The sequence below is a fragment of the Pedobacter sp. genome, assembly GCF_965227205.1.
GTDB lineage: Bacteria > Bacteroidota > Bacteroidia > Sphingobacteriales > Sphingobacteriaceae > Pedobacter.
The window spans coordinates 628,333-654,230 of sequence record NZ_OZ245727.1; the positions used below are offsets into that span (position 1 = coordinate 628,333).

A 25,898-nucleotide genomic window follows, 5' to 3' on the forward strand; every position below is an offset into this window, starting at 1 on the left:
AACTAAACCGCCACTACACCCTTAATATGCGGATGCGCTTCGTAATTTTCCAAAGTGAAATCTTCAAATTTAAAATCGAAAATACTTTTCACATCAGGATTGATTTTCATTGTAGGCAATGGTTTTGGCTCGCGGCTTAACTGTAAGTTCGCTTGCTCAATGTGGTTGTTATACAAATGCGCATCGCCTAAAGTATGTACGAAATCGCCAGCTTCTAAACCACAAACTTGTGCCACCATCATGGTTAATAAAGCGTAAGATGCAATATTAAAAGGTACACCCAAGAAAATATCAGCACTGCGTTGATATAACTGGCAACTTAATTTTCCGTCTGCTACATAAAACTGAAAGAAGGCGTGGCAAGGCGGCAAAGCCATATTTTCTATTTCGGCAACATTCCACGCAGAAACAATAATTCTTCTCGAATCTGGATTGTTTTTAATGGTGTTGATGATGTTCGTAATCTGGTCGATGTGTTGCCCATCTGGCGTAGGCCAGCTTCTCCATTGCGAACCGTAAACTGGGCCAAGGTTTCCGTTTTCATCTGCCCATTCATCCCAAATACGAACGCCATTATCTTTAAGGTATTTGATGTTGGTATCGCCAGTTAAAAACCAGATTAATTCATGAATAATAGATTTTAAGTGCAATTTCTTGGTGGTAACCATAGGGAAACCTTCTTGCAAGTTAAAACGCATTTGATAGCCAAAAACACTGATGGTTCCTGTGCCTGTACGGTCGTGTTTTTGTGCACCGTTATCCAGCACATGCTGCATTAAATCTAAATATTGTTTCATATATCCCTATTCCCGATTAATCGGACTTCCAAAATCTTAAGTAATTAATTAAGTACAAATATGTAAAAAATCTTAATCCTGAAATCTTTTAGTTTTCTACATTATCCGATTTTTAAACAAGCCTGACTTTTGTATGTTTGCATCAGCACTATATTTGACTTTGAGGGGAAAATCTCAAATCTCAAATCTCAAATCTCAAATCCGAATGTTATCCTTTCCAAACGCAAAAATAAATTTAGGCTTAAACATTACCGAAAAACGGGCAGATGGTTACCATAACCTCGAAACTGTTTTTTACCCGATTAATATTAAAGATGCAGTTGAGATTGTTAATGCTGAAGAAACAGCTTGCAAAATTCATGGCATTGATATTCCTGGCGATGCGAATGATAACCTCTGTTTTAAGGCTTACCAATTAATAAAAGCCGATTTTGATATTCCAGCGCAGCAGATTAATTTGTTGAAAAATATACCAGTTGGAGCAGGCTTGGGCGGAGGTTCTGCAGATTGTGCTTTTGTAATTAAATTAATTAATGAAAAGTTTGCCTTGGATTTATCCGTAACGCAAATGGAAGATTACGCCAGAAAATTGGGAGCAGATTGTGCTTTCTTCATTGGAAATAAACCTGTTTATGCTTTTAATAAAGGTGATGAATTTGAAAAATGCGAAGTTGATTTGTCAGCGTGGTTTAAAGTTTTGGTAAAACCGCCTGTACATGTGGGTACGGCCGATGCTTATGCGTTGGTAAAACCTCAAAAACCTTTGCAATCGTTAAAAGAAATCATACATTTGTCGCCAACAACATGGAAATATAAGGTTACCAACGATTTCGAGCAATCGGTATTCGCAAAGTATCCCCAAATTCATCAAATAAAAACCAGTTTATACGATGCAGGCGCAACATTCGCTTTAATGAGTGGTAGCGGTTCGTCGGTTTTTGCAATTTTTAACGAACCCGTTAAACTGCCCGAACTGGAAAAAGACAATTTAGTTTATTATAATATTTAAAAGAGCTGAAAGGTAAAGGCGGAAAGACTAAAGCAATTTGTCTTGTACTTTATACTAACTACTCGATACTAGAATACTAACAACATGAATATAAATCTCATCCGCAAAAGCGGGAAGTTTAATTTCGAGGCAGAAAATGAAGGCGGTTTTACTGTTGAGTTGGATGCAAAGGCTGCAATTGGTGGCGAGGGAAAAGGTTTTAGGCCAATGGAAATGCTTCTTATTGGTTTAGGTGGTTGCAGCGGCATCGATATGGTAAACGTTTTGACAAAACAAAAAGAACCTTTAGATGATATCAAGATTGCCATTAATGCTACACGTAAGGATGAAGAAATGCCTCCGATTTTCGATGTAATCGATATTCACTTCGATTTAACCGGCGATTTAAGTGTTGCAAAAGTAGAACGTGCTTTAGCCATGACCTTTGATAAATACTGCTCCGTGTCTAATATTTTAGGGCGCTCTGCAAAAATTAACTTTACATATAATATAAATAGTAGTAAGTAGCAAGTATCGAGTAGCAAGACAAGTTCTTGACACTCGGCACCAAATCTTGATACTTGATACTCAAATCTTGATACTAAAAAATGAAATCCGAAAATTTTGAAACCATAGCGATACGAACTCAAACCGAACGTAGCTCGCATAAAGAACACTCTGCACCAATTTACTTAACATCAAGTTACAAGTTTGATGATGCAGAAGAAATGCGTGCTTTATTTGCGAACGAAAAGGAAGGGAATGTTTACAGCCGTTATTCAAATCCAAATACCTCAGAGTTTATCGAAAAAATGTGTTTGCTTGAAGGCGCTGAAGATGGTTTTGCCACCTCAACAGGAATGGCAGCCATTTTTACAACCTTTGGTGCATTTTTAAAAGCGGGCGACCACATCGTTTCCAGTCGTTCTGTTTTTGGTTCAACACACCAATTATTAACCAATGTTTTTGGTAAATGGGGCGTAACTTTCGATTATGCAGATTTAGATAAACCTGAAGATTGGGAGGGTTTGATTAAACCGAATACCAAAATGATTTTTGTAGAAACGCCTTCAAACCCTGGTATCGATATTATTGATTTGGAATTTTTAGGCGATTTGGCGAAGAAACACAATCAACTTTTAGTGGTTGATAACTGTTTCGCCACACCGTATTTACAACAACCGATTAAATTAGGTGCGCATATTTCGATTCATTCGGCTACAAAATACATCGACGGACAAGGACGTGTTTTAGGTGGAATTATTTTGGGTACGAAAGAACTTATAGCCGAAGTTATCGGTTTTGCCCGCCACAGCGGTCCGGCTTTATCGCCTTTCAACGCATGGATTTTATCAAAAAGTTTAGAAACATTGGCTGTTCGTATGGACCGCCATTGCGAAAACGCTTTAAAAGTTGCCGAATACTTAGAAAAACATCCAAAAATTAAATTAGTGAAGTATCCATTTTTGCCATCGCACCCACAATATGAAATTGCCAAAAAGCAAATGAAACAAGGTGGTGGTATTGTAACTATAGTAGTTAACGGAGGTATCGAAGGCGCTCGCAAATTTATGAATGGACTGAAAATGTTCTCTATTTCAGCAAACTTGGCCGATACACGTAGCATTGCAACGCATCCGGCAACGAGTACACACAATAAATTAACTGAAGAAGAACGCAATATTGTTGGTATTGAACAAGGTTCAGTTCGCTTATCAATTGGTTTGGAGCATATCAATGATATTTTAGCTGACATTGAGCAAGCACTTTCGTAAGTTGGCCGTCATTCTGAATTTATTTCAGAATCTTAATTAGAAAAGCAAATACAGTGGGGCATCGGTTACGATAGCCCCGCTTTTTGTTTCAAGCTATCAATGAAAGTGTATTCAGAATTAGGTTAGAAAATCTAAACTATAACATTAAGCGACATTATCCTGAAATCCTTCAATCCTTAGAAATCCTGATATTACTTACCCTACATCAATGCACAGGTTTATAACCTGTAGTAAATTTGTATCATAAACAAGAAAGGAAATTTATGTCACAGTTTATTTTGCACAAAGAAAACACCAGAGGCCATGCAAATCATGGTTGGTTAAATGCTCACCACTCATTCAGTTTTGCTAACTATTACAATCCTGAAAGAATGCACTTTGGAGTTTTGCGGGTTTTAAATGATGACTTGATTGACGGTGGAATGGGTTTCGGAGCGCATCCACACGATAATATGGAAATCATAACGATTCCATTATCCGGAGCTATTGCGCACAAAGATAGCATGGGAAATTCGGCAGTAATTAAAGCTGGAGAAATTCAGGTTATGAGTGCCGGAACAGGCGTTAGCCATAGCGAATTTAATGCTTTGCCTGATGAAAAACTAAGTTTATTGCAAATTTGGTTGTTCCCTAACAAGAAAAATGTTACACCACGTTACGACCAATTGGCTTTAGATGTTGAAGCTCGTCACAACAACTTTCAGCAAATTTTATCGCCAAATCAAGATGATGCCGGTGTTTGGATTCATCAGGATGCCTGGTTTTCTTTAGGTAAATTTGATGAAGGCTTTGAAACCGATTACAAAATCAAAAAAGCTGGCAATGGTGTTTATGCTTTTGTGATTAATGGTGAAGTTACCATCAATGGACAAACTTTAAGCAAAAGAGATGGTTTAGGTGTTTGGGATGCAGATAGCATTAGTTTTAAAGCAAACACTGCCGATGCGGAAGTTTTGTTAATGGACGTTCCGATGGAATTGAGTTAAATTAATAATTTATTTGTCATACTGAGCTTGTCGAAGTATAATGCATTTCGACAAGCTCAATGTGACAATTTTATTTTAAATTAATTGAAATATAAATGCAAACAACCATACTTTATATCGGCAGAGATACAGAAATTACCATCGTGATGAACCGGTTGCTCAACGCCCGACCAGAATGGAAAGGGATTTGTGTTTGTACAGATGAAGAAGCAATATTGATTTTAGAAACGCAGAGCGTTGATTTAGTGCTTTTGGGTAATGGTATCGATGCTGAATGTGAAAAGGCGCTGAGAGCGAATATAAATGCGCTAAAACCTGAAATAAAAATTATTCAGCATTATGGTGGTGGAAGTGGTTTGCTTTATGGTGAGATTATGACGGCATTAGGCTAATCGCTGTTCACACTTCAATAGTTGTAATTTCCTAGCCTCCTAAACGGGATTGAAGCGATATCCTTTTTGGCTGCTCGATTAAACTTACGAAGTCTCGCAAGCACCAATTCATTACACTTCGTAAGTTTTCTTAAAGGCCAAAAAGATTTAGCGGAAAGCCCGACTAACAATAATCGAAGCTTCAGACTTTGCTTTTCAAAAAATTGGCTGCTTGGTTAAACTTCCGAAGTCTCGTAGGTACCATAGCTTTAGACTTCGGAAGTTTTCTTAAGTCGAAGTTCCTTAAATCTTATAAATCCCGCCCTTAACTAATATAATCTCTATCCTCGTCGCTTAACTCTTTTTTACTTGAAGTAGATTGATTTTTTTCAATTTCATCATCGTAGCTGCTTACCGTTTTCTTCGGTCGGGCAACTATGAAACCGATAATAAAACCGATTACTACGCAAACTCCAATTACCAAAAGTTTTGATACTAGAACATCATTTACAACAATAAAATTAAATGGAACTTCATCGCTATTTAAAAATAGAAATGCAGTAAGTAATGCCGTAAGGATGATGATAAAAATGGTTTTTCCGCTCATGTTTTTAAAAGCTATAATTAAATGAAAACTCTAATATCGGGTTTTGGTTGTAAATTTTGTTAACGAAAACTAACCTTGCTCCAACATCTACAACAGGTTGATACCTCAAAAGGTTTAGTTTACTGTTAATTTCTACGCCATAAGTTTTTGGTTCTGTAATTTTTGTGTTGATACCAATGTTTTCATAATGGCAGAACAGGCCGGCTCTAAGATTTCTTACATACGCCAACGAGCTCAATTCCCAATCGGGGAAAGCAAATGGAAAACGGTAATTAAACAACATACTGTTTTGGAGTTTGCTTCTGGCTAAAATATTATTGTAACCATACACTGTTGCAATTTCTGTAGCATATTGATTTACGCCACTCGCTTTTTGGTAATTAAAACTTGTCAGAAAAGAGTGATTTTTAGCAAAGCCAGGGAAATATAAAAAACTCTCCAATGCTAAAATTTCGCCTCCAAGATTTTTGTCAAATGGTTGATGATTGTAAGTCGCCCTTAAAATTTGCGCCCATTTCGGAGCAATGTCTCGTTCGGTAGTTCTTACGCTGTGGTTAAAGGTGAAATTGTACTCCATCGGAAATTTAACTTCGTTGATGAAAGTTGTTGGCATATTCTCTGTGAGGTAACGTTTAGTAAAAGATGTTGCCGTATTAAAGGTAAAAGCATAGTTGTGGTTTCTTGCATTAAATGAAATTGGAACCGATGCATTCAATTTAAAATAGTTCTCCCGCCAATCTCCTTGCTGAATTGCATTTCTGGCTCGGTAGAACGTTCTTCTCGGTCGGTTGCGATACAGCAAGCTAAAAACAGGATAAAGCGCTTTATAGCTAATGTCTGCAGTGTACTCAAAACGTTTTAAATCGCGATGGTATTTTGCACCAGTATAAAAATCCATTGTGTTGAGCAAGTTGTTCGATTGAAGCTCCAAGCCAAAAACATATTCGTTATCGATAACGGGAATGATGCTGTGAAAACTAAACAAATTTAAACCCTGACGAAAGCGGGTTGATTGGTAGGTGCTGTCGGGAATATTTTTGAATACATTGCCGACATTTTCTTGCTGCTCAGCCGCTGCAGAAAAATCAATAAAAATATCTCTACCTACCGGTTTTTCTGTAATTGATTTCTCGGCAATCTCATAGCCGTTAATTTTGTAATCGTTAAAAATGATTTTGCCATCTTTGGTTTCTGTCGGATTAAAAGCGCCGTATTTTGAGTTGCTCAATGCACTAATTTTTTTTGATTTTGTATCGACAGTGTAAATGTTATCGATGCCATTAAAGTGTGCGTTAAAAGCAATCTTATCGTTCAGGAAAATTGGGCGGCTTAATTGCTGCCTGCTGTTAGAAATTATAAGTGTTTTTTTGCCGCCTTCCATTAGCCACAAATTTTTTCCTTTTTCGCTAACGCTGATAAAAGCGATCCGATTTCCTGTTTTATCAAATGCCGGGGTTTGCAAAATTTCGTTTTCGGGATTTGGATAAGTTTTAAGAATATCGCCTGTTGATGAATTAATTTCTACAAGATTGAATTGATTGTTGAGTTCTACTTTTGCCGCAATAATTTTCTTGCCATCTTCGGATAGAGTAGGAGAGAATAACCGACTTTGGCTGCTCAGCTTTTTCAATTTCTTTGTCTTGAAATTATACGAACAAATTACGCTGTAGCTTCTCTGTTTGTAGCGTGGGTCGTAACGAATTTCATCCCAAACCAAAACATCGTTTTTGTAACTAAACCATGCTTGTTCCTGGTATCCAATTCCGAAAAGTTTTTGTTCGGTTTTGTCTTCGTTTATGAGCACAAAATGACGTGCCTCTTGCTTACTTTCTTTAAGGGCTAAAATCTGATTTTTGTTTATGCGAACAGGTAAAAAATAATTGGTCGCTAACGATGTTTTTTCATTCAAGCTGTTGTAGCTTTCTGTTGTGATTTTTTCACTTTGAATCTTCCATTTTTCCTCGAGTTTTTCTTGAGTCGATAAGTAATAGGTTTTTGTGTTTTTGCCAGTGATTTTTTTCAGGCTTTGCGAAAAAGGATAAAGCCTTAAAGGTCTTCTTTTAATATCTGATAAAATACTGTCGGAAATAAATTGTCCATATTTTTCTTTCATGTCGGCAACCATTAAATATCCTGTTTGGTAGTAGCCTGGAGTTACGTCTTTATTCGAGCCGAAATACGCTTTGCTGTAAGAGAATTTCTTGCCTTCTAAAAGTGAGGTTCGAAAAGGCATCGTCCATTTTGGTTGCCGACCTCTACCAGATTCGGTCAAAGCGGTTTCGTTAACAACGGCATCACCTTCAAAAAACCAAGTCGGCAGTCCCGCACCGAAATAGGCAAAATAAACCAACTCCGGAAAAGGATGTTCTTGCGTTCCTGTCAATTTGTCAAACTGTGCAACATGCCTAAGTTCGTGTACGGCGAGGTTGTTTAGCCAATCCTGACTATCGAAATATTGAGGCGGTGTTGCATAGAATTCAGACTTCTTCGGACCAAGCTGAACGAAGCCATTTGCTATGGTTCCGCGGTTCTGTAGTAGTAGAGGGATGGAGGTGTTTTTCTGCCTTAAACCCAAGCCAACTTTAGGGTAAATATAGGGTAGAGTTTTTGCCATTCTTTGCGCCTCATTTTCCAATTCTTTCGGATAGATGATTTTAAAGCGGTTCGCTTGAATGTAGTTCCATTTTACACTAAGTGGGTTTTGTGCAGTGCTGAAAATTTGCCCAAAAACTGATAGTGATATAAAACTTAATATAAATGTGGTTAAGTACTTGATATTTTTATATTTAAATAGTTTATGTGTGTTCATTAAGTATATATGCTAAAATATTTAGTTTTATCAGTTTTTGTGATTTGTTATATTGTTAATTTTTAATTTACTTAAGTTTATTTAACTATTTGATTATTATATTTATATGTTATTTATGTAATTTAAAATAAACTCACTTTAACTCAGGTCAGATATTGTTTTTTATGTCGATTTTTTGAAAAATAGACTAGAATTTTTCAGAAGCTTTTAACGCTTTTAATTTACACTTATTAATTGATTTTCTCTGAAAATTTTCACTCCAATTTTGAATTTTACTTACAAAATTGTGGTTGAAACCTCAGTAATATTTCGAGAAATAAGGAAAGTTTTTAAGTGAAAATCTGATATTTTTATGAGAAAATTTGAAGGTTTTTTCAGCTGAAATTATACTCGAGAGAATGTAAAAGTCATTGCGGAATTCGATTAAAAATCTATTGAGATAATTGTTAAATTCTGAGCTATTTAGGATATAATAAGTTTTAAATAATTATTTTTTCTTTACGAAATTGTTGCTCCTTAAAATTTATGTGCTGACTAATTGGCATTTTTTTAAAGCTTTTTTTGTATTGATGCAATTGCTTTCAAAATCAGATTTATTCTTGAAATCACTCAAAAATTGAGTCGAGAATTAATTAAAAATTTTCTGGTAAGAGTAATTTTTTGCTATGCAAAAAGCAGAAATATTGTAGCAAATTCTTCAAATTTCTATAGATATTTCGGATGCGATTGTATGATTTTTACAAATTTTTAGGTCACTTTTTCGCCAAAATCCACCATTATAATACAATTTCTAGAGCGTATTTGCCTGCAAACTATTGAAATTTGAATTTTAATAGGTTTTAAATTTTTGCATATAATATGCTGATTATCTGTGTGTTGATTTGGTATTTGCTCTTTTCTCTAAAAGACGGTAATTAATGGTTTGCTGCATTAAGCGAGACCTAATTAGGCAATAATATTGAATTATATAACGACTTTTCCGTCTAAGAAAACCATGCTTTACAATTGATTTTTATCCAAAATGATTGAATGAAAAGTGAGAAAATCTGTTGTTTTGTTTGGAGATTTTAAAGTCGTATTGTTCGGTTTTGCTCCTCTTTTTTGCTAAGATTGATATGTTTTGATAGTCGAGGAATCCAGTAAAAGGGAGCGGATATTATATGCGGATTTGTAAGGTAAAACTCAAAGAAACTGCTGGGATTCTAAAGATGATTTTTCCTGTTTTTATAGATAGGATATAAGAATACTGAAGCTAAAATTATTACTGCTCCGAAGTAAAATCCAGTGCTCATTTGTTCTTTATTCTGAAAGAAAATATAAGCTAAAATTATTCCGTAAACAGGTTCTAAATTGGTTACTAATGCTACACGAAATGCGGATAAAGTCCGCATTACAGATACACCTGCAACGTAAGCAACAGAGGTGCAAAATGTTCCTAAAATGGCAAGATAAAACCAATCTTTTGAGCTCAGATTAAATGGCATATTAAGCAACGAACCATCGTATAAACGATATAAAGTTATCCAGAATAATCCGCCTACTAATTCGTAAAATCCTATAATAGAAGGCTCGCTTTTTTGAACAAATGTTGAGTTAATTGTAGAAAATAAACTAGATGCTACAGCTGCAAGAAGTCCGAAAATAATGCCTAATGTGTACTGACTTTCGAACTTAAATATCATATAAATCCCGGCAATTATTAATAAACCAACTAAAATATCGCCACCATAAATTGGCTGTTTTTTTATAAGCGGTTCTAATATTGCAGTAAATAATGTAAACGATGAAAGGCAAACTAAGGTTACAGAAACGGTGGAAACTTTAATTGCATGGAAGAAAAATATCCAATGAATGGCTACAATTCCGCCAGTTAAAAAGAACTGGATAAATTGTTTTTTTGTGATTTTTATGCTCTTTTTTGTAATTAAAAACCAAGCAAAAAGTGTCGATGTCGCAATCAAAACGCGATACCAAACCATCGGTACAGCATCAATTGAAATTACCTTTCCGAGTACTCCGGTGAAGCCCCAGATAAATACAGTTGCATGAAGAATAAGGAGATTTTTTTTGTTGGCTTCCATGCTATTTTGGTGCACGCTTTAAGAGGTAAAATCCTAATAAGCCAAATGCAATTGTTGGTAGTAAAACGGCAATAAAAGGTGGTAGTCCTCCTTTGGTAGAAAACATTTGCGTGAACTGATTAAATACAATGTAAGCAAAGCTTAGAAAGATGCCAATACCTAGCGAAACACCTACACCACCACGAACTTTTCGAGAGGAAAGTGCAACGCCAATTAACGTTAAAACAAATGCTGAAAGCGGGTGAAGATAACGCTTATATTGTTCAAATTGTAAGTCGTTCATAATACCGGTACCACGAATTTTTTCTTTCCTTATCTTCTCCGCAAGTTCATTTGTAGAAAGGTTTTGAACCACGTTATCATAAGCAGAAAAATCATCCGGACGCATATCTAAAATTGTGTCTTTAAGCTTTCCATTTCCGTAAACCATGGTTTCTTTTAAGCCTTTTACATTACGTATTGTATAGTTACTTAACTGCCATTTACGCTTTGTAGAATCCCACTTAATGTTTTCTGCTATTATCTTTTTGGTAAGCACATCACCATCAAAATTATCCAAAGAGAAGCGATAACCGTAATTTGTTTTGTTATCAAAACTTTGAATGTAGATGTAAGTCTTATCATCAAGTTTCATGTGGATATTTGACTTTGTAGACGGATCGTTCCGTTTTACATATGTATTTTCAAAGCTGTTTTTAAGCGTATTCGTGTAAGGAAGCACGTATAAATTCGACAGTAAATTTGCCGAAAATATGATGCTTGCCGAGATAAAATACGGCCATAGAAACCTGTTGAAACTAACACCTCCACTTAAAATTGGTACAATTTCAGTTTGGTCAGCCATTTTTGCGGTAAAGAAAATAACCGCAATAAAGTTAATCAATGGCGAAAGCATATTAATATAAAATGGAATCGAGCCTGCATAGTATTTAGTTAAAACACCCCAAAAGCTCAATCCACTTTTTAAAAAATCATCTAGTTTTTCCGATAAATCGAAAACAACAATTATAATCACGAAAATTGCAAGGGTATAGATAAATGTTCCCAGATATTTCCCGATTATAAAACGGTCGATAATTTTTAAGTTTATTAATTTCATTTTATAGTTTGTTGCCCAATACCTTAACCATCTGGTTTTTCCAGTCGTAAAACTCGCCGCTAATAATTTTTTCTCTGGCTGTTTTAACTAGCCATAAATAGAAATGAAGGTTATGTAAAGTTGCAATTTGCGCACCAAGCATTTCATTGCTGTGTACCAAATGGCGTAAATATGCTTTACTTGTAACCAAATCTACATGTAAATCGCTATCAGTTTCAATAGGCGAAAAATCATTTTCCCACTTCTTGTTTCTGATGTTTATTATGCCGTTTTTGGTGAAAAGCATACCATTTCTGGCGTTTCTTGTTGGCATAACGCAATCGAACATATCAACGCCTAAAGCGATATTTTCCAATATATTAATTGGTGTACCAACCCCCATTAAATAACGTGGTTTATCGGCAGGTAATATGTCACAAACAACTTCGGTCATCGCGTACATTTCATCAGCCGGTTCTCCAACTGATAAACCGCCGATTGCGTTACCTTCGCGACCCATGCTTGCAATAAATTCTGCCGATTTTATTCTTAAATCTTTATAAACAGAACCTTGAACGATAGGGAATAAAGTTTGGTCGAAACCATATTTTGGCTCCGTGTTATCAAAGTGCGTACAACAGCGTTTTAGCCAACGATGCGTCATTTTCACGGATTCAGCTGCATAAGTATAATCGCAAGGATACGGTGTACATTCATCAAAAGCCATAATAATATCGGCTCCAATTGTTCGCTGAATATCCATAGCGTATTCTGGTGTAAAAAGATGCTTCGAACCATCAATGTGCGAATGGAAAGTAACACCTTCCTCTTTAATCTTCCTTACTTTACTTAGGGAATAAACCTGATAACCACCACTATCTGTTAAAATCGGGCGATCCCAGCCAATAAATTTATGTAATCCACCAGCCGATTCAAGAATATCTAATCCCGGACGTAAGTATAAATGATAGGTATTACCTAAAATTATCTGAGCATTTATGTCGTTTTCAAGTTCACGCTGATGTACAGCTTTAACCGTACCTGCGGTACCAACAGGCATAAAAATTGGCGTTTGTATTTCGCCATGCGCTGTTGTAACAGTTCCGGCTCTGGCTTTAGATAACGGATCGTTAGCCTTTAAAGTAAATTTCATATAGGATGCAAAAGTAACAAATTTACAACACCTTATATATATGGTAAATCAGTTTAATGGTTTAAAAACAATCGAATATCTACTATGTTATAAAAGCGTAACCACTTAAATAAGCTATGAAAAATTATAATAAATTTAGTTTTCTTGTACTTTTTATCATTTTAAGTCATTTAAACGGTTTCGCTCAATACGATGCATCAGCAACCTTAAGTTTGGGGATGGGACATGGCTACACAGCTTTAAGTCAGAGTGTAATGAGCAATGCTTTTAATAATAGCAATACCAAAACACCAGCTAAATCGACCAATGCTGATTATATTTATTTAGGTTTTAGTGATTATAGGGGTTTTGAGGATAAGATTTTAAATTCACTTTTAGCGAACAATAAAAATTCTGATAAAGGAAAAATCAGGAGTTTTCTATCCAGTACACGCACAATGTATCATTTTATGATACGCTCCAGAGATTTAGGTTTGAAGGATACATACATATCAGATATTATTGCAACTGGAATTGCCTGGAATTGGGAAATGTATCACGAAAGTAAAGCCAGCAAGCAGAGAGTCATTAATCTTCGCAATGCGATAAGAAATAATATGGCAAAAGATGGGATTAAAACCCAGATATCCAAGTTATCCGCAGAAGATAAGCGTAATTGGATTTTAAGTTTTATGTACAACAACAGTATGTTGGCACAAACTATTAAACAATCAGGTAAATTATCGGCTACACAAAAACAACAATTGCTTACAACAGCACAGCAGGCTGGAGTTCCAAACATTGCATCTGTATCACTTAAATAACATTATTGATGTTTTTTTTCAAAAAAGGTAATATTGCAGATTTAAAATGAGAAATTTGCGCCTGTTTATTTTAACGTTGTGATACTAACCCTAGTCGAAATCTGTTTGATTTCATTTTTTGCTTTTTGCTTAATCATCCAATTATATTATGTGCTTTTTGTTCATTTAAAGCTTGCAAATGTAACCGTTGAAGAAGTGCCTGATGTAGTTAAAGCGCCAATTAGCGTAGTTATTTGTGCTCGTAACGAGATAAATAATCTAGAAAAATATTTACCTTCTATTTTCAATCAAAATTACCCTGAGTTTGAAGTTGTTGTTGTAAACGACAGATCTTGGGATGGAACAGAAGAACTGCTCGAAAAATTAGAAAAGCAATATACTAACCTTAAAGTTGTTAAGATTTTAGATAACGATAAATTTATTGCAGGTAAGAAATTTGCTGTTACAATGGGAATCAAGGCCGCAAAGCATGATTGGTTAGTTTTCACAGATGCCGATTGTGTTCCTGAAAGTGATAATTGGCTAATGTGTATGCAACAACCTGTTTACGAAGAAACAGAAATTGTGCTTGGTTATTCGCCTTACTTAAAAAAACGTAGCTTATTAAATGCACTAATTCGCTTTGAAACTTTTTTTACTGCCGTTAACTACCTTTCTTTTGCTTTAAAAGGAATGCCTTACATGGGCGTAGGCAGAAATATGGCTTACAAAAAATCGCTATTTTTTAAAAATAAAGGTTTTGCAGCACATATGCACATACCTTCTGGCGATGATGATTTATTTGTAAATGCTCATGCAAATAGAAACAATACAGAAATCAGAATTAATAAAGAAAGCCAGGTTTGGAGCGAACCAAATACAAGTTGGGCTGGTTATCTGCGTCAAAAAAAGCGTCATTTTGGGGCAGGAAAATTCTACAAGCCAAAGCATAAATTTATACTAACACTACAAATTATTTTTCAGTTTTTGTTCTATGCAGTATTTGCTGCTTGTATGTTTTTTAGTTTAGAGGCTAAATATGTTGCTGGTGGTATTTTACTTTTGAGTATAATTGTTAAGAGCCTGATTTATCCAAAACTTTTAAACCGTTTAAATTATAGAGATTTACGTTGGTGGTTCCCAATATTAGATATACTTTTGTTCTTCTTTTTAATCTTAAACGGCTTTCTATCTATCTTTGGGAAGAAAAAAGTAAACTGGAAATAATTAAATATTGAATAGAATTTTATGTCTGAAATAAAGCCTGATATCATCCTAAAATATTTTCCTGATTTATCAGAAAAGCAGATTTCTCAATTTTCTCAGTTATTCGATTTGTATAACCATTGGAATGCTCAAATCAATGTAATTTCGAGAAAAGATATAGAAGAACTTTATGAACGCCATGTATTGCATTCATTAGGTATAGCCAGAGTTTGTACTTTTAAAAAAGGAGAAAGTGTGCTTGATGTTGGAACAGGGGGAGGTTTTCCGGGTATTCCTTTGGCCATCTTATTTCCAGAAACTGAATTTTATCTGGTAGATTCTATCGGGAAAAAAATTAAGGTTGTGAACGAAGTAGCTTCTGCATTAGGTTTAGAAAACTTAAAAGCTGAGCATTTAAGGGCAGAACAAATCAAAGATAAATTCAACTTTGTGGTTTCGAGAGCTGTTACTCGTCTGGGAGAGTTTTATCCGTGGATACAAGGCAAGTTTAAGAAAGAATCAATAAATGCTATTCCGAATGGTATTCTTTATTTAAAAGGAGGAGATTTAGCTGAAGAGATAAAAGAATCAAAACTGAAAGCAGAATTATATCCGCTTTCAGCCTATTTTGAGGAAGATTTCTTTGATACGAAGTATGTGGTTTATGTTCCGCAATAATCTTCTAAATTAACTTACTTATTTAGTTCCCGGTATCGGGTCGCCGTAAATAACATCATCTTTATTTTGTTTTTTCTTTGCTGGTGCCGGCTCAATTGGTGGAGGTGGAGCCAGAATTATTTCTTTAACATCACCTTTAGCAGGTTTTGGTTCAACAGGCGGCGGTGGTGGCGCTATTTTTATGTCTAACGTTTTTTTAGCAGGAGCTTTTGGCGGTTTAGGAGGTACAGCACCTTTTTTCGGTGCGTCTGGTTTAACAATTGGAGGTCCTATTGGTGGCGGTGGAGGAACTTTTTTTCCTGGATCGGCAATTACAATTTCTTTAGCCTTTGTCTTTTTAGGTGTTGTTTGATTAGGACCAAATTTATTGCTGCTGGTTTTAGGATATAAGTCTAAAACTCCATAATCTTTTGTAAAGGCCATTGTTGATGCGCAAACCATAGCACCTGCTAACGGTAGCGTAATTAACAATCTGAGCCTTGCCCATTTTGCTGATTTCTTTTGATTTAACATACTGATTCTCTGTTTTAAAATTGATGAATTAAATATTTGGTTAGTGAGTGATAAATTCTGGCTATCGTATGTGTTCTGAATTAAAAACATTGCATAATCATACTTCGCAACATCTTGATTAGTAGTTGATTCATCTGCTAAATATTCATGTATAAGTTTTACATCTTTTTTTAAGAAGAATACCAAAGGATTAAACCAGTTTAAGATTTGTAAAAGCTCAAAAAATAGTACATCAATACTATGCTTTTGGTTGATGTGCACCATTTCATGCTTTATAACCGTACTTTTTTGAGGTAACGACGGATCTATAAATAATAGCGCAAAAAATGAAAAAGCCGTTTTAGAGCCAGATAGTTCAATTACTCTGATACCATTCTCTTGTTTTACATTAGATTTAAGAAGAAGCGTAATGAGTCGCTTAAACCCAAATAATAGTTTAACAAATAAAAACATTACAACCAATCCATAGATAATTATTACTATGTTTTCTACGGTTAGAAACGATGTTTGAACTTCACCTTGTTCATAATAAAACTGTTGCTCCTGAATGATTTCCTTTGAGAAAAAACCAATTTGTAAGAAGGGTAAAACAAAAGCTAAAACAGCCGAGCAAAGCAAATAAAAACGGTTTGCTGCGTAAAAGGTTTGTTTATGCAGTAACAACCTGTAAAAAGCATAGAATATGGTTAAATACAGATTGGCTTCGAGTAAATAATATATCCAGTTCATTATTTATGTTCTTTAAGCTTTTCAGCGAGTTTAATTATCTCATTTAATTCTTCAGCACCCATTTTTTTATCCTTAACTAAAAAAGAAACCAAACTTTCGTAAGAGTTTTCGAAGTAGTTATTCATCACTTTATTTAAAGCGAAACGCTTATAATCTGGTTCGGCAATAATAGGGAAGTAGATGTGTGTGTTCCCGATCGCTTTATGATCTACAAAACCTTTCCCTTCCAAAACTCTGATAACCGTAGAAACCGTATTGTAGGCCGGCTTTGGCTCGTCCATCTTTTCTATTACATCTTTAACCAATGATTCGCCCATTTCCCAAAGGATTAGCATGATTTGTTCTTCTGCTTTTGTAAGTTCTTTTATCATAGTAACTATTTTTATAGTTTGCTTAGATTAAAGTTACTACTATTTTTATAGTTTACAAACTATTTTTATAGTTTTTTATTAAATTATTGATTTTTAGTGTTCTATTAATGATTTTATATTTTCTAAAGCATAAAAAAACCTGCCTTGATGGGGCAGGTTGTAAATTATTTAGTGGCTATTAAAACTTTTCCTGTTTTCGAGGATTGTCCATCATAATCATTTTATCTTTTAAAATTTGCTGTAAACCAGATTGGTTATCGATACTTTTTACAACATCTAAAACAACATTTGCAGCATTGCTGAAAAACTGCTTTGTAATTGTTTCATATTTATCGGTTGCTTTGTGGTAATCTTTATGATCTTCTACACCAAAATAAAGGAATGGAATGTTTTTAGCATTAAATGCACCTTGATCACTTTGGTTTGTCCAGTCATCTCTACCAAGTTTAGGGTCGTCGTGACCTAAAGTAACCTTAATATCTTTTCTATTTGTATCGATATGTTTTTTCAAAAAAGGATATTTAAACGTTCCGGAAACATACAATTCTCCTTTATCGCTGTGACTAATCATATCCATATTTAAATTAACAGCAATAGTTGCAATTGGCACCGGAGGGTTAGCAACAAATGCCTTTGCACCTTGTAAACCCATTTCTTCGGCATCGAATGAAGCAAAGATGATGGTATTTGTTGGTTTGTTCTTAGCAAAATAAGCTGCAATTTTCAGTAATCCTGCCGTTCCTGAAGCATTATCATCTGCTCCGTTAAAAATCTGATCTTTAACTACGCCTAAATGGTCGTAATGTGCCGAAACAACAATTACGTTCGAAGTTTTACCTGGAATATAGCCGATAACATTGGTTCCATTTACCTTTGCACCACCTCTTGAATTAAAAGCAAACTCCTGTGCGTAGTTTACATTTTGAGGATAAGATTTTAAACCTAATTTTTTAAATCTATCAATAATGTAAGCTCTTGCCATTTCAGCGCCCTTTGTTCCGGTTTTTCTGCCTTGATATGCATCAGATGATAAGGTTTCTACATCTTTTAGCAATTGCGTATCTAACTTAGATGAATCAGTTGAACTTTGGTTTTTTACTGATGAGCAGCAGCTTAGCGTAATCGCTAACGGAATTAGGTAAAGGAATTTCATATTTTTTTCGTTTCGCCATTTTTAAATGATGGCGTTTATTTGTTTTTTGCTTAAAGATATTAATTATTGGGTTATTGAAAGGAAAACGTTGTTTTTTGTACTGTATTGCGTTTATAAACCTGATGGAAATGGAAATACTTTTTTTAGCAGCTACCTTGAATAAACTGTCATGTTGAGGCACGAAGCATCTGCAACCGATGAAACAGATGCTTCGTGCCTTAGCATGACAGTGCCTAAAAAAGATTGCAATGTACAGCAGGACTGAAGAACGCCATAATGGATGGCTTAGTTTTTCTAAATTTTAAACATCAATGAAAATTTAAGCTCTTTGCCTTAAACTTTCAACTTTTCACTTTCAACTTTCTACTTCCTTAAGCTGCAACTTCGCGTAAATCTACTGCAACCACTCTCGAAACGCCTTGCTCAACCATTGTAACGCCGTAAATAATATCGGTACTGGCAATGGTTCTCTTGTTATGCGATACAATAATAAATTGCGATTGATCAGAAAATTTGCGAATAATGTTATTGAATTTATCGATGTTAGTATCGTCTAAAGGCGCATCAACCTCATCGAAAATACAGAATGGGGCAGGTTTTAGCAAATAAAGTGAGAAAAGCAGAGCAGTAGCGGTGAGCGTTTTTTCACCACCTGATAACTGATTAATGGACAAAGGGCGCTTTCCTTTTGGTCGGGCAATAATATCGATATCAGCTTCCAGCGGATTTGCAGTATCCGATAAAATTAAGTCGCAACTATCTTCATCGTTAAATAACGAACGAAATACAACAATGAAATGTTCCCGTGCTTGCGTAAACGCCTGCATAAACTTCTCTTTTGCAGTATCATCAATTTCCTTTATGGTTTGCAAAAGGTCGGTTTTGGCTGCATTTAAGTCCTTTTTCTGGTTTTGAATAAAAGTATAACGTTCATCCATTTCCTTGTAAGCTTCCATCGCCATAGAGTTTATTGCACCAAACTCGTCTAACTGGCGTTTCATTTTTTCTACCTTCTGGCGAAGCTCAAATTCCGATTCTGTTATTTCAGTTTCAGTTTCTAAAAGGTCGTTTATATCAATATTAAATTCTACAGCCAAACGCTCTTTTAAAGAGTTTAGATCAATTTTTAAAGAGTTTTTCTTATCCTTTAATTCCGTTAAAATGAAATCAGTTTCCTCACGATTTTTGCGTAAAGTAGTTAAGTTTGTTTCAACTTCGTTGATGTTTCCCTTGCTTTCAAAATAGTCTTTTTCAGCTTCTGCCAACCCTTTTTCCATTTCTTCGCGTTGCTGATACATATCCAAAAGCGTATCATCACTCAAATCGGTATGCTGCAGTGTATTGGTGATTTCTGTTAAGGTTTCCTGTAATTCTTTATCGTTTTTTGCAATACGCTTATTTAAAGCTTCTTCCTGAACAAAGCGATAATCTAAATCTTTTTCTAATCCCGAAAGTTTATTTTGTTGCTGATGAAAGCGGATATTGTCTTGGTTAAATTTTGTTGCCGATTCATTCACTAAATCAGCAATTTCCTGATAGTTAGTTTGTTGTTCTTGTAAATTTAAATGTGCTTGCTGTTGATTTTTTTGCAATTCAACAAGCTCAGGCAATTTTTCGGAAAGCGACTTTTCAATTGAAACAATTTTTTGAGCAATGTCTGTTTTCCTGTTTTCGCTCGTAGTAATAAACTCCTGGTATTGGTCTCTACGGGTTTGAACAGAAATGTGTTCATTATTCAACCGGTTCATTTCCTGTTGTAAAACCGCAAGTTGGTTAACCTTCGAAGCTTCCTTTAAACTGAAAATATTATCAGATTCAGCAGAAATGGTTGCGTTGTATTGATTAATAAGTGTTTCTGAAGACTTGATTTCTTTAGCTAAATTTTCTAAGTTTTTTGCTCTTCCAATTCTTTTACCTTCAAATAAACCAACCGAACCGCCTGATAAGGTAAATTTGGTTTGAGCATATTTTCCATTTTTAGCCAGAATTGTTATGCCTTCACTAGCCGCCTGCTTAAAAAGATTTTCTTGTTCAGCTATCGCGATGTAAACATTTTGAAGCAAAAGATTACACAGGTTTTTATACTTCTTATCTACTTCTATTACCTCCAATGCAGATATTAATCCCTCATGGTTTGCTATGGTAGCATTTTTATCCGCAATATTCTCGAGTATAAAAAAGTTTGCACGACCTCTGCTTGCATCGGTAAGTAAATTTATCGCTTGTACAGCATCTGCATATTGCTCAACCACGTAATGGTTCATCACCGGTTCAAGGTAATTTTCAATCGCAATGCGATAATCTTCATTACAAAATAAAATATCAGATAGGAGCAGGGCATTTTTTGAAAACGAATTGTTCTTTTTCAAAAATCGGATAGACTCCGGAAAGCCCTCTAAGCTATCTACAAGCGATTTGGTAAGGTTATATTCGTTTTGTTTCGCGTCTTTTTTGCGATTTTCGGCGTTTAGCTTTTCTTTATTTGCACTTAAATTGGCTTCAGAATTTGCTAATTTTTCCTTTAAAATTTCTTCCGCTTCTGTAAGGTTTTTTATGGTTGACTGCTTTTCTCTAACCTGAATATCAAGTTCCGCCAATGCATGGTCAAAGGCTTTTAGTTCCATGCTTTTGGTTTCAGTATCATCAACATTTCTGTTGGTTTCTTGTACCAAAGCATCTTTCTGAATGTTTAAAATGTCGATTTCTTTTTGAGCTGCATAAACCTGGTTTTGCAATTCGTTAACAGATTTCACCAAATTATCCGACCTGTTTTTCTCAGTCTGTTGCTGTTCTCTGAGTGTATCAAGCGAAGTTTTTAAAGTTTTCAAATCTGCTTCAACTCTGTTAAAAACTTCAGTTTCAGTTAAAACTTCTTCATTAAGTCGCTTAATGTTGTATTTTATATGATTAACTTGGTTTTTATCTTTTTCAAATTCGGTAGATAAACGAGTTTCCTTTTCCTGTAAAAAACGCATTTGCTCGTTTTTAACTTTCTTTTCGCTCTCGTAAGCACGAATTTTTGAGACCAGTTCGTTTGTAGCTTTTTGCTGTACAGATAGGTTTTTTTCCTGATTAATGCTTTCCAGCTTAAGCTTCTGCAAGCCAGCTTCACCTAAATCTATTTGGGTGCTTAATTCCGTTCGGTTAACCTGTTGGTTTTGCTCCTGAGTTTCCAGCGCAATTAAATCGGTACGGAAAAAGGAAATTCTATGTGAAGCAAGTTGCACACTTAATTCGCGATATTGCTCCTTTAATTTATAATATCGCTCTGCTTTTTTAGCTTGATTTTCAAGCGTTTTAAGGTTTTTCTCAATCTCGAAAAGTAAATCTTCAACACGTTCTAAATCGGCCTCAGTATCCTTTAGTTTATTAAAGGTTTGTTTTTTTCTGAGTTTGTATTTAGAAATCCCCGAAGCTTCTTCGAATAATGAACGGCGTGAATTTTCTTTATTAGAGATAATTTCATCAACCATTTTCAGTTCAATAATCGAATAACTGTCAGAACCAATACCTGTATCCAGAAATAAATCGGTAATGTCTTTTAATCGGCATTGCACATCATTCAAGCGATATTCACTATCGCCATTGCGGTACAATTTCCTGGTTATGGTAACGGATGAATAAGCAGTTGGAAGTACATTTTTGGTGTTATCAAAACTGAGCGAAACCTCAGCGAGTTGTGCCTGTTTTCTGTTTTTTGTTCCGTTAAAAATGATGTTTTCCATTTTTTCAGAACGAAGGGCTCGTGTACTTTGCTCGCCCAAAACCCATCGCATGGCATCGATAACATTAGATTTTCCGCAACCATTCGGACCAACAATAGCAGTTACGCCTTCATTAAAATTGATGGTTACTTTATCGCCGAAGCTTTTAAAACCTTTAATTTCTAACTTAGTAAGTTGCATGGTTTGAATCCGGGGAAGCGGATTTCAATATTAAGGATAATTTCGGGGTTTTTCAAACGTAAGTTGATTGTTTAACCACAAAGAACGCAAAGGTGTTTTGCCAGAGAGCGCTCAGAGATTCTTACAGAGAACATAAAGCTAAGTGTGTAAAAGAATAGCCACGGAAACACTGAAGGCATGGAAGTGTTTATGTATAATGAGGAAAAACCTCACCCTGTGATGTAAGAAGTTAGGCTACTTTTTTAGCGGCCCTCTCCTTGAAGAGAGGGTTTTAAGGGAGGGGGGTAAAATCCTAGCATTCCGCCGTAAACCACCAACCATTGTTTCCCTCTCTTCCAGGAGAGGGATTGTAGTGAAGAACGACGAGCAGAACCTTTAACAGGGAGAGGTTTTAAAAGCTCCGTGTAAATCCGTGGCAAAAAAGGTTAATGAGCTGCATGTTAAAGAAAACCTCATCCAGTGAACGTAAGAAGTTAGGCAAGTTTTGTAGCTGCCCTCTCCTTGAAGAGAGGGTTTTACGGAAGCGGTAAAACCTAGCATTTGCCACAAACTTTTATTTCCCTCTCTTCAAAGAGAGGAATTGCAGTTAAGAACTAGGCGTAGAAACTTTAACAGGGAGAGGTTTTAAAAAATCCGTGTTTCCGTGGCAAAAAAAGGTTAATGGGTTGCATGCTAAATAAAAAACCTCACCCAATGAACGTAAGAAGTTAGGCAAGTTTTGTAGTTGCCCTCTCCTTGAAGAGAGGGTTTTAAGGGAGGTGGTAAAATCCTAGCATTCCGCCGTAAACCACAAACCTTTGTTTTCCCTCTCTTCAAGGAGAGGGATTGCAGTTAAGAACGAGGAGTAGAAACTTTAAAAGGGAGAGGATTTAAAATTCCGTGCTTCCATGGCAAAAAAATAACTTAAATAAAATCTGTAAATCTGTGGCTAAAACAACCAACTATTTAACAATCATCAGCTTTGCAAACTTCAGCAACAACTGCTTATTACCCAATCCCTGAAAAAATACCGTTGCTTTTACATCAGGCAAAGTTCCTTCCAAGCTTATAATTTTTCCGAATCCAAATTTTTCGTGTTCTACTTCCATTCCGTTTTGAAATTCGTGTGGTTGTGATGGTGCAAAACCTGGTGTTGGAACGTGTGCTTTTGCCAATAATGAAGTTGTTTTCGGACGAACTGGTGGAGCAGATGTTGTTGCGCTTGCGGGTTTTGGTTTACTGAAAAAATCTCTCGGTTGTGATGTCCAACTTTTACGCTCATCATCAAAATTACCATCTAAGAAACCACTTTTCGCCGCCGGTTTAACATCTAATTCTAAAAATTTAGGATTAATTTCGTTAATAAAACGGCTTGGTTCGCAATTGGTTAAAGTTCCCCAACGGTAGCGAGAAGTAGAATAAGTTATGGTTAGTTTTTTTTCAGCCCTTGTTATAGCAACATAAAATAACCTGCGCTCTTCTTCCAAATCAGAACGAGAATTAACCGACATTTGTGAAGGGAAAAGATTCTCTTCTAAACCAACAATAAAAACATTTTTAAACTCCAAGCCTTTGGCAGAGTGTATCGTCATTAAAGAAACCGTATCCTTGTTTTTATCGCCGTCTTTATCATCATTGGTTAAAAGTGCAACGTCTTGCATAAAAATATCCAGACCTCTTTCCTCAATATCTTCACGCTCTGCAAACTCTTTTATACCATTTAATAACTCCTGAATGTTTTCATATCTGCTTCTGCCTTCAACACTATCATCACTATATAATTCCTTTAAAATTCCGGCGTGTTGCGCAATAAATAAAGCAGTTTCGTAAGCATCGAGTTTTTTAGCCTCAGCGGCGAAACTCTGAATCATCATCGAAAAATCGTTCAACTGGTTGGCTAAACGTCCATCAACATACATATGAGCGTTCGAAATTACATCCCACATGGTTTTATCATGTTGGTCTGCAGCTACGATTATTTTATCAATCGAGGTATCACCAATGCCACGTTTAGGATAATTGATAACCCTTTTTACCGCTTCCTCATCATTTGGATTAAAGGTTAATCTGAAATACGCAATTAAATCCTTAATCTCTTTCCGTTGATAGAAAGACAAGCCACCATAAATTTTATAAGGAACATTCAGCTTTCTTAAAGATTCCTCCATTGCTCTACTCTGCGCATTGGTGCGGTACAAAATGGCGAAATCCTGGTAATCGTAACCTTTTAAACTGCGTTCCTGTACAATAGATTCTGCAACCAGTTTCCCTTCCTCATTATCAGTAAAAGCTCTCGAAACCTTAATTCTGTCGCCAGCTTCATTATCAGAGAAAACATTTTTTTCTAACTGGTTTTTATTATTCGCAATAATACTACTTGCAGCATCAACAATATTTTGGGTTGAGCGATAATTCTGTTCAAGTTTGTAAACCTTTAAATCAGGGTAATCGCGTTCAAAATTTAAAATGTTCTGAATATTTGCACCGCGAAACGCATAAATACTTTGCGCATCATCACCTACAACGCAAATATTTTGGTAAGCTGCGGCAAGCTTTTTAACAATAGTATATTGAGAAAAGTTAGTATCCTGGTACTCATCAACCATTAAATACCTAAACTTTTGCTGATATTTATTTAAAACATCTGGATGTTCTTTTAGCAAAATATTGGTTTTGAAAAGCAAATCATCAAAGTCCATAGCGCCGGCTCTGAAACAACGCTTTGCATAAGTTTCATAAATCTGCCCAATTAATGGTCTTTTGTTCTGGTTATCTTCTGCCTGTATCTGCTCGTTTGAATTATATTCTGCCGGAGAAATTAAATTATTCTTTGCAGAAGAAATTCTATTGAAAACAAAATTAGCTGCATAAAGCTTATCATCAAGCTGCATTTCTTTTAAAATACTGCGAATTACACTTTTGCTATCATCCGTATCGTAAATCGTAAAATTACTTGGATAACCAATTTTTTCAGCTTCAACGCGTAAAATCTTTGCAAAAACAGAGTGGAAAGTGCCCATCCAAATGTTTTTAGCCTCTGCACCAACAACCTTACTAATACGCTCACGCATATCTTTACTGGCTTTGTTGGTAAAGGTTAAAACCAAAATATTAAACGCATCTGTTCCACTTTGTATAAGGTGTGCAACCCGATAGGTAATTACTCTCGTTTTTCCTGAACCCGCACCTGCAACAATCATTACCGGTCCTTTCGTGTTCTCTACTGCTGCTCTTTGCTGTGGGTTTAATCCTTCTAAATAATCCAAATTGGCTCCTGTTTTTACAAGCTTCAAAAATAATAAATCCAATGCGCTTTAAACAAAATGTTGAGAAATAGCAGCCAAAATTTTTTGAAAAGCAAAACCTACGTATCAAACAAGGTTAGCCCTTTGCTTTGCTCATACGCCTTCAGGCCTTAAGCTCAGGCCGGTATCCGCTTCGCCAAGGTTTAATAAATTAAGCTTGTACAACTATTTATGGTTTAAAAGCCAGTGTGTTATAACTTTTAACGATAACTGATAAATCAATAATAATGACAGATTCTTAATTAAAAGAAATTCATCGCCTTATTTATCTATTCTTTAATCCCCACTCAACCATCGAGTCAAGCACTTGTGAAAGTTCTTTTCCAGATGTGCTTAAAATATATGTAACCACCGGAGGTACAACAGGTTTTGCCTCTCTTATTACCAAATTATCTTCCTGCATTTGCTTTAAATGCTGTATTAACATTTTTTCTGTAATCTCCGGAATCGCTCTTTTAAGTTCACTGTAGCGTTTTGGTCCGCTCATTAAGTGGTAAATAATTATTGGTTTCCAATATCCACCAATCTTACTCATAACAAAAGTTACAGGGCAGCCACTTAAAGCTACTCCTTTATTATAATTACGTGTAGAACTTTCTTTAACGGCCGTCATAGATACATACTTTAGGATA

Annotated in this window: 20 protein-coding genes; 8 read left to right on the forward strand and 12 right to left on the reverse strand. The window is 35.4% G+C overall.

Features of this window, described 5'->3' with window-relative positions; genetic code table 11:
* Positions 1-2: 2 nt before the first annotated feature.
* The gene (locus tag ACO05K_RS02515) at positions 3-797 is read right to left on the reverse strand and encodes a thymidylate synthase (RefSeq protein ID WP_421942890.1); all 795 of its coding nucleotides are present in this window, start codon (positions 795-797) and stop codon (positions 3-5) included.
* A gap of 205 nt (positions 798-1,002) precedes the next feature.
* On the opposite strand from ACO05K_RS02515, the gene ispE reads away from it, so the two are divergent.
* The 5 genes from ispE to ACO05K_RS02540 all read left to right on the forward strand — a co-directional run bounded on the left by ispE (position 1,003) and on the right by ACO05K_RS02540 (position 4,938).
* Positions 1,003-1,806: a 4-(cytidine 5'-diphospho)-2-C-methyl-D-erythritol kinase gene (ispE, locus tag ACO05K_RS02520; protein WP_421942891.1), complete on the forward strand. Its 804-nt coding sequence runs from the start codon at positions 1,003-1,005 to the stop codon at positions 1,804-1,806.
* Between the two features lie 84 nt (positions 1,807-1,890).
* On the forward strand, positions 1,891-2,313 hold the full coding sequence (locus tag ACO05K_RS02525; RefSeq protein WP_421942892.1) for an OsmC family protein: 423 nt from the start codon (positions 1,891-1,893) through the stop codon (positions 2,311-2,313).
* Positions 2,314-2,393: 80 nt separating this feature from the next.
* On the forward strand, positions 2,394-3,560 hold the full coding sequence (locus ACO05K_RS02530; protein ID WP_421942893.1) for a trans-sulfuration enzyme family protein: 1,167 nt from the start codon (positions 2,394-2,396) through the stop codon (positions 3,558-3,560).
* Positions 3,561-3,823: 263 nt separating this feature from the next.
* Positions 3,824-4,546, forward strand: coding sequence for a pirin family protein (locus ACO05K_RS02535; protein WP_421942894.1), 723 nt, complete (start codon positions 3,824-3,826; stop codon positions 4,544-4,546).
* A 95-nt stretch (positions 4,547-4,641) separates the two neighbouring features.
* Positions 4,642-4,938, forward strand: a complete 297-nt coding sequence (locus ACO05K_RS02540; RefSeq protein WP_421942895.1) for a hypothetical protein — start codon at positions 4,642-4,644, stop codon at positions 4,936-4,938.
* A 304-nt stretch (positions 4,939-5,242) separates the two neighbouring features.
* Here the strand turns inward: ACO05K_RS02540 and ACO05K_RS02545 are convergent, their stop codons facing one another.
* From ACO05K_RS02545 to tgt, 5 genes are all read right to left on the reverse strand, one after another.
* Entirely contained in the window at positions 5,243-5,524 is a 282-nt protein-coding gene (locus ACO05K_RS02545; RefSeq protein WP_421942896.1) for a hypothetical protein, read from the reverse strand.
* Between the two features lie 4 nt (positions 5,525-5,528).
* Positions 5,529-8,333, reverse strand: coding sequence for a TolB family protein (locus tag ACO05K_RS02550; RefSeq protein WP_421942897.1), 2,805 nt, complete (start codon positions 8,331-8,333; stop codon positions 5,529-5,531).
* Positions 8,334-9,535: 1,202 nt separating this feature from the next.
* On the reverse strand, positions 9,536-10,414 hold the full coding sequence (locus tag ACO05K_RS02555; protein WP_421942898.1) for a DMT family transporter: 879 nt from the start codon (positions 10,412-10,414) through the stop codon (positions 9,536-9,538).
* Between the two features lies 1 nt (position 10,415).
* A complete protein-coding gene (locus ACO05K_RS02560) occupies positions 10,416-11,513 on the reverse strand; it encodes an LptF/LptG family permease (RefSeq protein ID WP_421942899.1) in 1,098 nt (365 codons plus the stop codon).
* Between the two features lies 1 nt (position 11,514).
* Positions 11,515-12,645, reverse strand: coding sequence for a tRNA guanosine(34) transglycosylase Tgt (tgt, locus tag ACO05K_RS02565; RefSeq protein ID WP_421942900.1), 1,131 nt, complete (start codon positions 12,643-12,645; stop codon positions 11,515-11,517).
* Between the two features lie 116 nt (positions 12,646-12,761).
* Between tgt and ACO05K_RS02570 the strand changes: the two genes are divergently transcribed.
* The 3 genes from ACO05K_RS02570 to rsmG all read left to right on the forward strand — a co-directional run bounded on the left by ACO05K_RS02570 (position 12,762) and on the right by rsmG (position 15,311).
* The gene (locus ACO05K_RS02570) at positions 12,762-13,448 is read left to right on the forward strand and encodes a hypothetical protein (RefSeq protein WP_421942901.1); all 687 of its coding nucleotides are present in this window, start codon (positions 12,762-12,764) and stop codon (positions 13,446-13,448) included.
* A 150-nt stretch (positions 13,449-13,598) separates the two neighbouring features.
* Positions 13,599-14,654, forward strand: a complete 1,056-nt coding sequence (locus ACO05K_RS02575) for a glycosyltransferase (protein ID WP_421942902.1) — start codon at positions 13,599-13,601, stop codon at positions 14,652-14,654.
* Positions 14,655-14,675: 21 nt separating this feature from the next.
* Positions 14,676-15,311 carry a 16S rRNA (guanine(527)-N(7))-methyltransferase RsmG gene (gene rsmG / locus ACO05K_RS02580; protein ID WP_421942903.1) on the forward strand — a complete coding sequence of 212 codons (636 nt, stop codon included), beginning with the start codon at positions 14,676-14,678 and terminating at the stop codon, positions 15,309-15,311.
* 18 nt (positions 15,312-15,329) lie between these two features.
* Here rsmG and ACO05K_RS02585 read toward each other — a convergent pair whose 3' ends face one another.
* The 6 genes from ACO05K_RS02585 to ACO05K_RS02610 all read right to left on the reverse strand — a co-directional run bounded on the left by ACO05K_RS02585 (position 15,330) and on the right by ACO05K_RS02610 (position 25,879).
* The gene (locus ACO05K_RS02585; protein WP_421942904.1) at positions 15,330-16,553 is read right to left on the reverse strand and encodes a M56 family metallopeptidase; all 1,224 of its coding nucleotides are present in this window, start codon (positions 16,551-16,553) and stop codon (positions 15,330-15,332) included.
* Positions 16,553-16,924 (reverse strand): BlaI/MecI/CopY family transcriptional regulator, encoded by a 372-nt coding sequence (locus ACO05K_RS02590; RefSeq protein ID WP_421942905.1) that lies wholly within the window; start codon positions 16,922-16,924, stop codon positions 16,553-16,555. The genes ACO05K_RS02585 and ACO05K_RS02590 overlap by 1 nt, the downstream gene beginning before the upstream one ends.
* Before the next feature lie 178 nt (positions 16,925-17,102).
* Entirely contained in the window at positions 17,103-18,077 is a 975-nt protein-coding gene (locus tag ACO05K_RS02595; protein ID WP_421942906.1) for a M28 family peptidase, read from the reverse strand.
* A gap of 371 nt (positions 18,078-18,448) precedes the next feature.
* A complete protein-coding gene (gene smc / locus ACO05K_RS02600) occupies positions 18,449-21,982 on the reverse strand; it encodes a chromosome segregation protein SMC (RefSeq protein WP_421942907.1) in 3,534 nt (1,177 codons plus the stop codon).
* Positions 21,983-22,923: 941 nt separating this feature from the next.
* On the reverse strand, positions 22,924-25,227 hold the full coding sequence (locus tag ACO05K_RS02605; protein ID WP_421942908.1) for an ATP-dependent helicase: 2,304 nt from the start codon (positions 25,225-25,227) through the stop codon (positions 22,924-22,926).
* A gap of 304 nt (positions 25,228-25,531) precedes the next feature.
* Positions 25,532-25,879: a winged helix-turn-helix transcriptional regulator gene (locus ACO05K_RS02610; protein ID WP_421942909.1), complete on the reverse strand. Its 348-nt coding sequence runs from the start codon at positions 25,877-25,879 to the stop codon at positions 25,532-25,534.
* Positions 25,880-25,898: the final 19 nt, after the last annotated feature.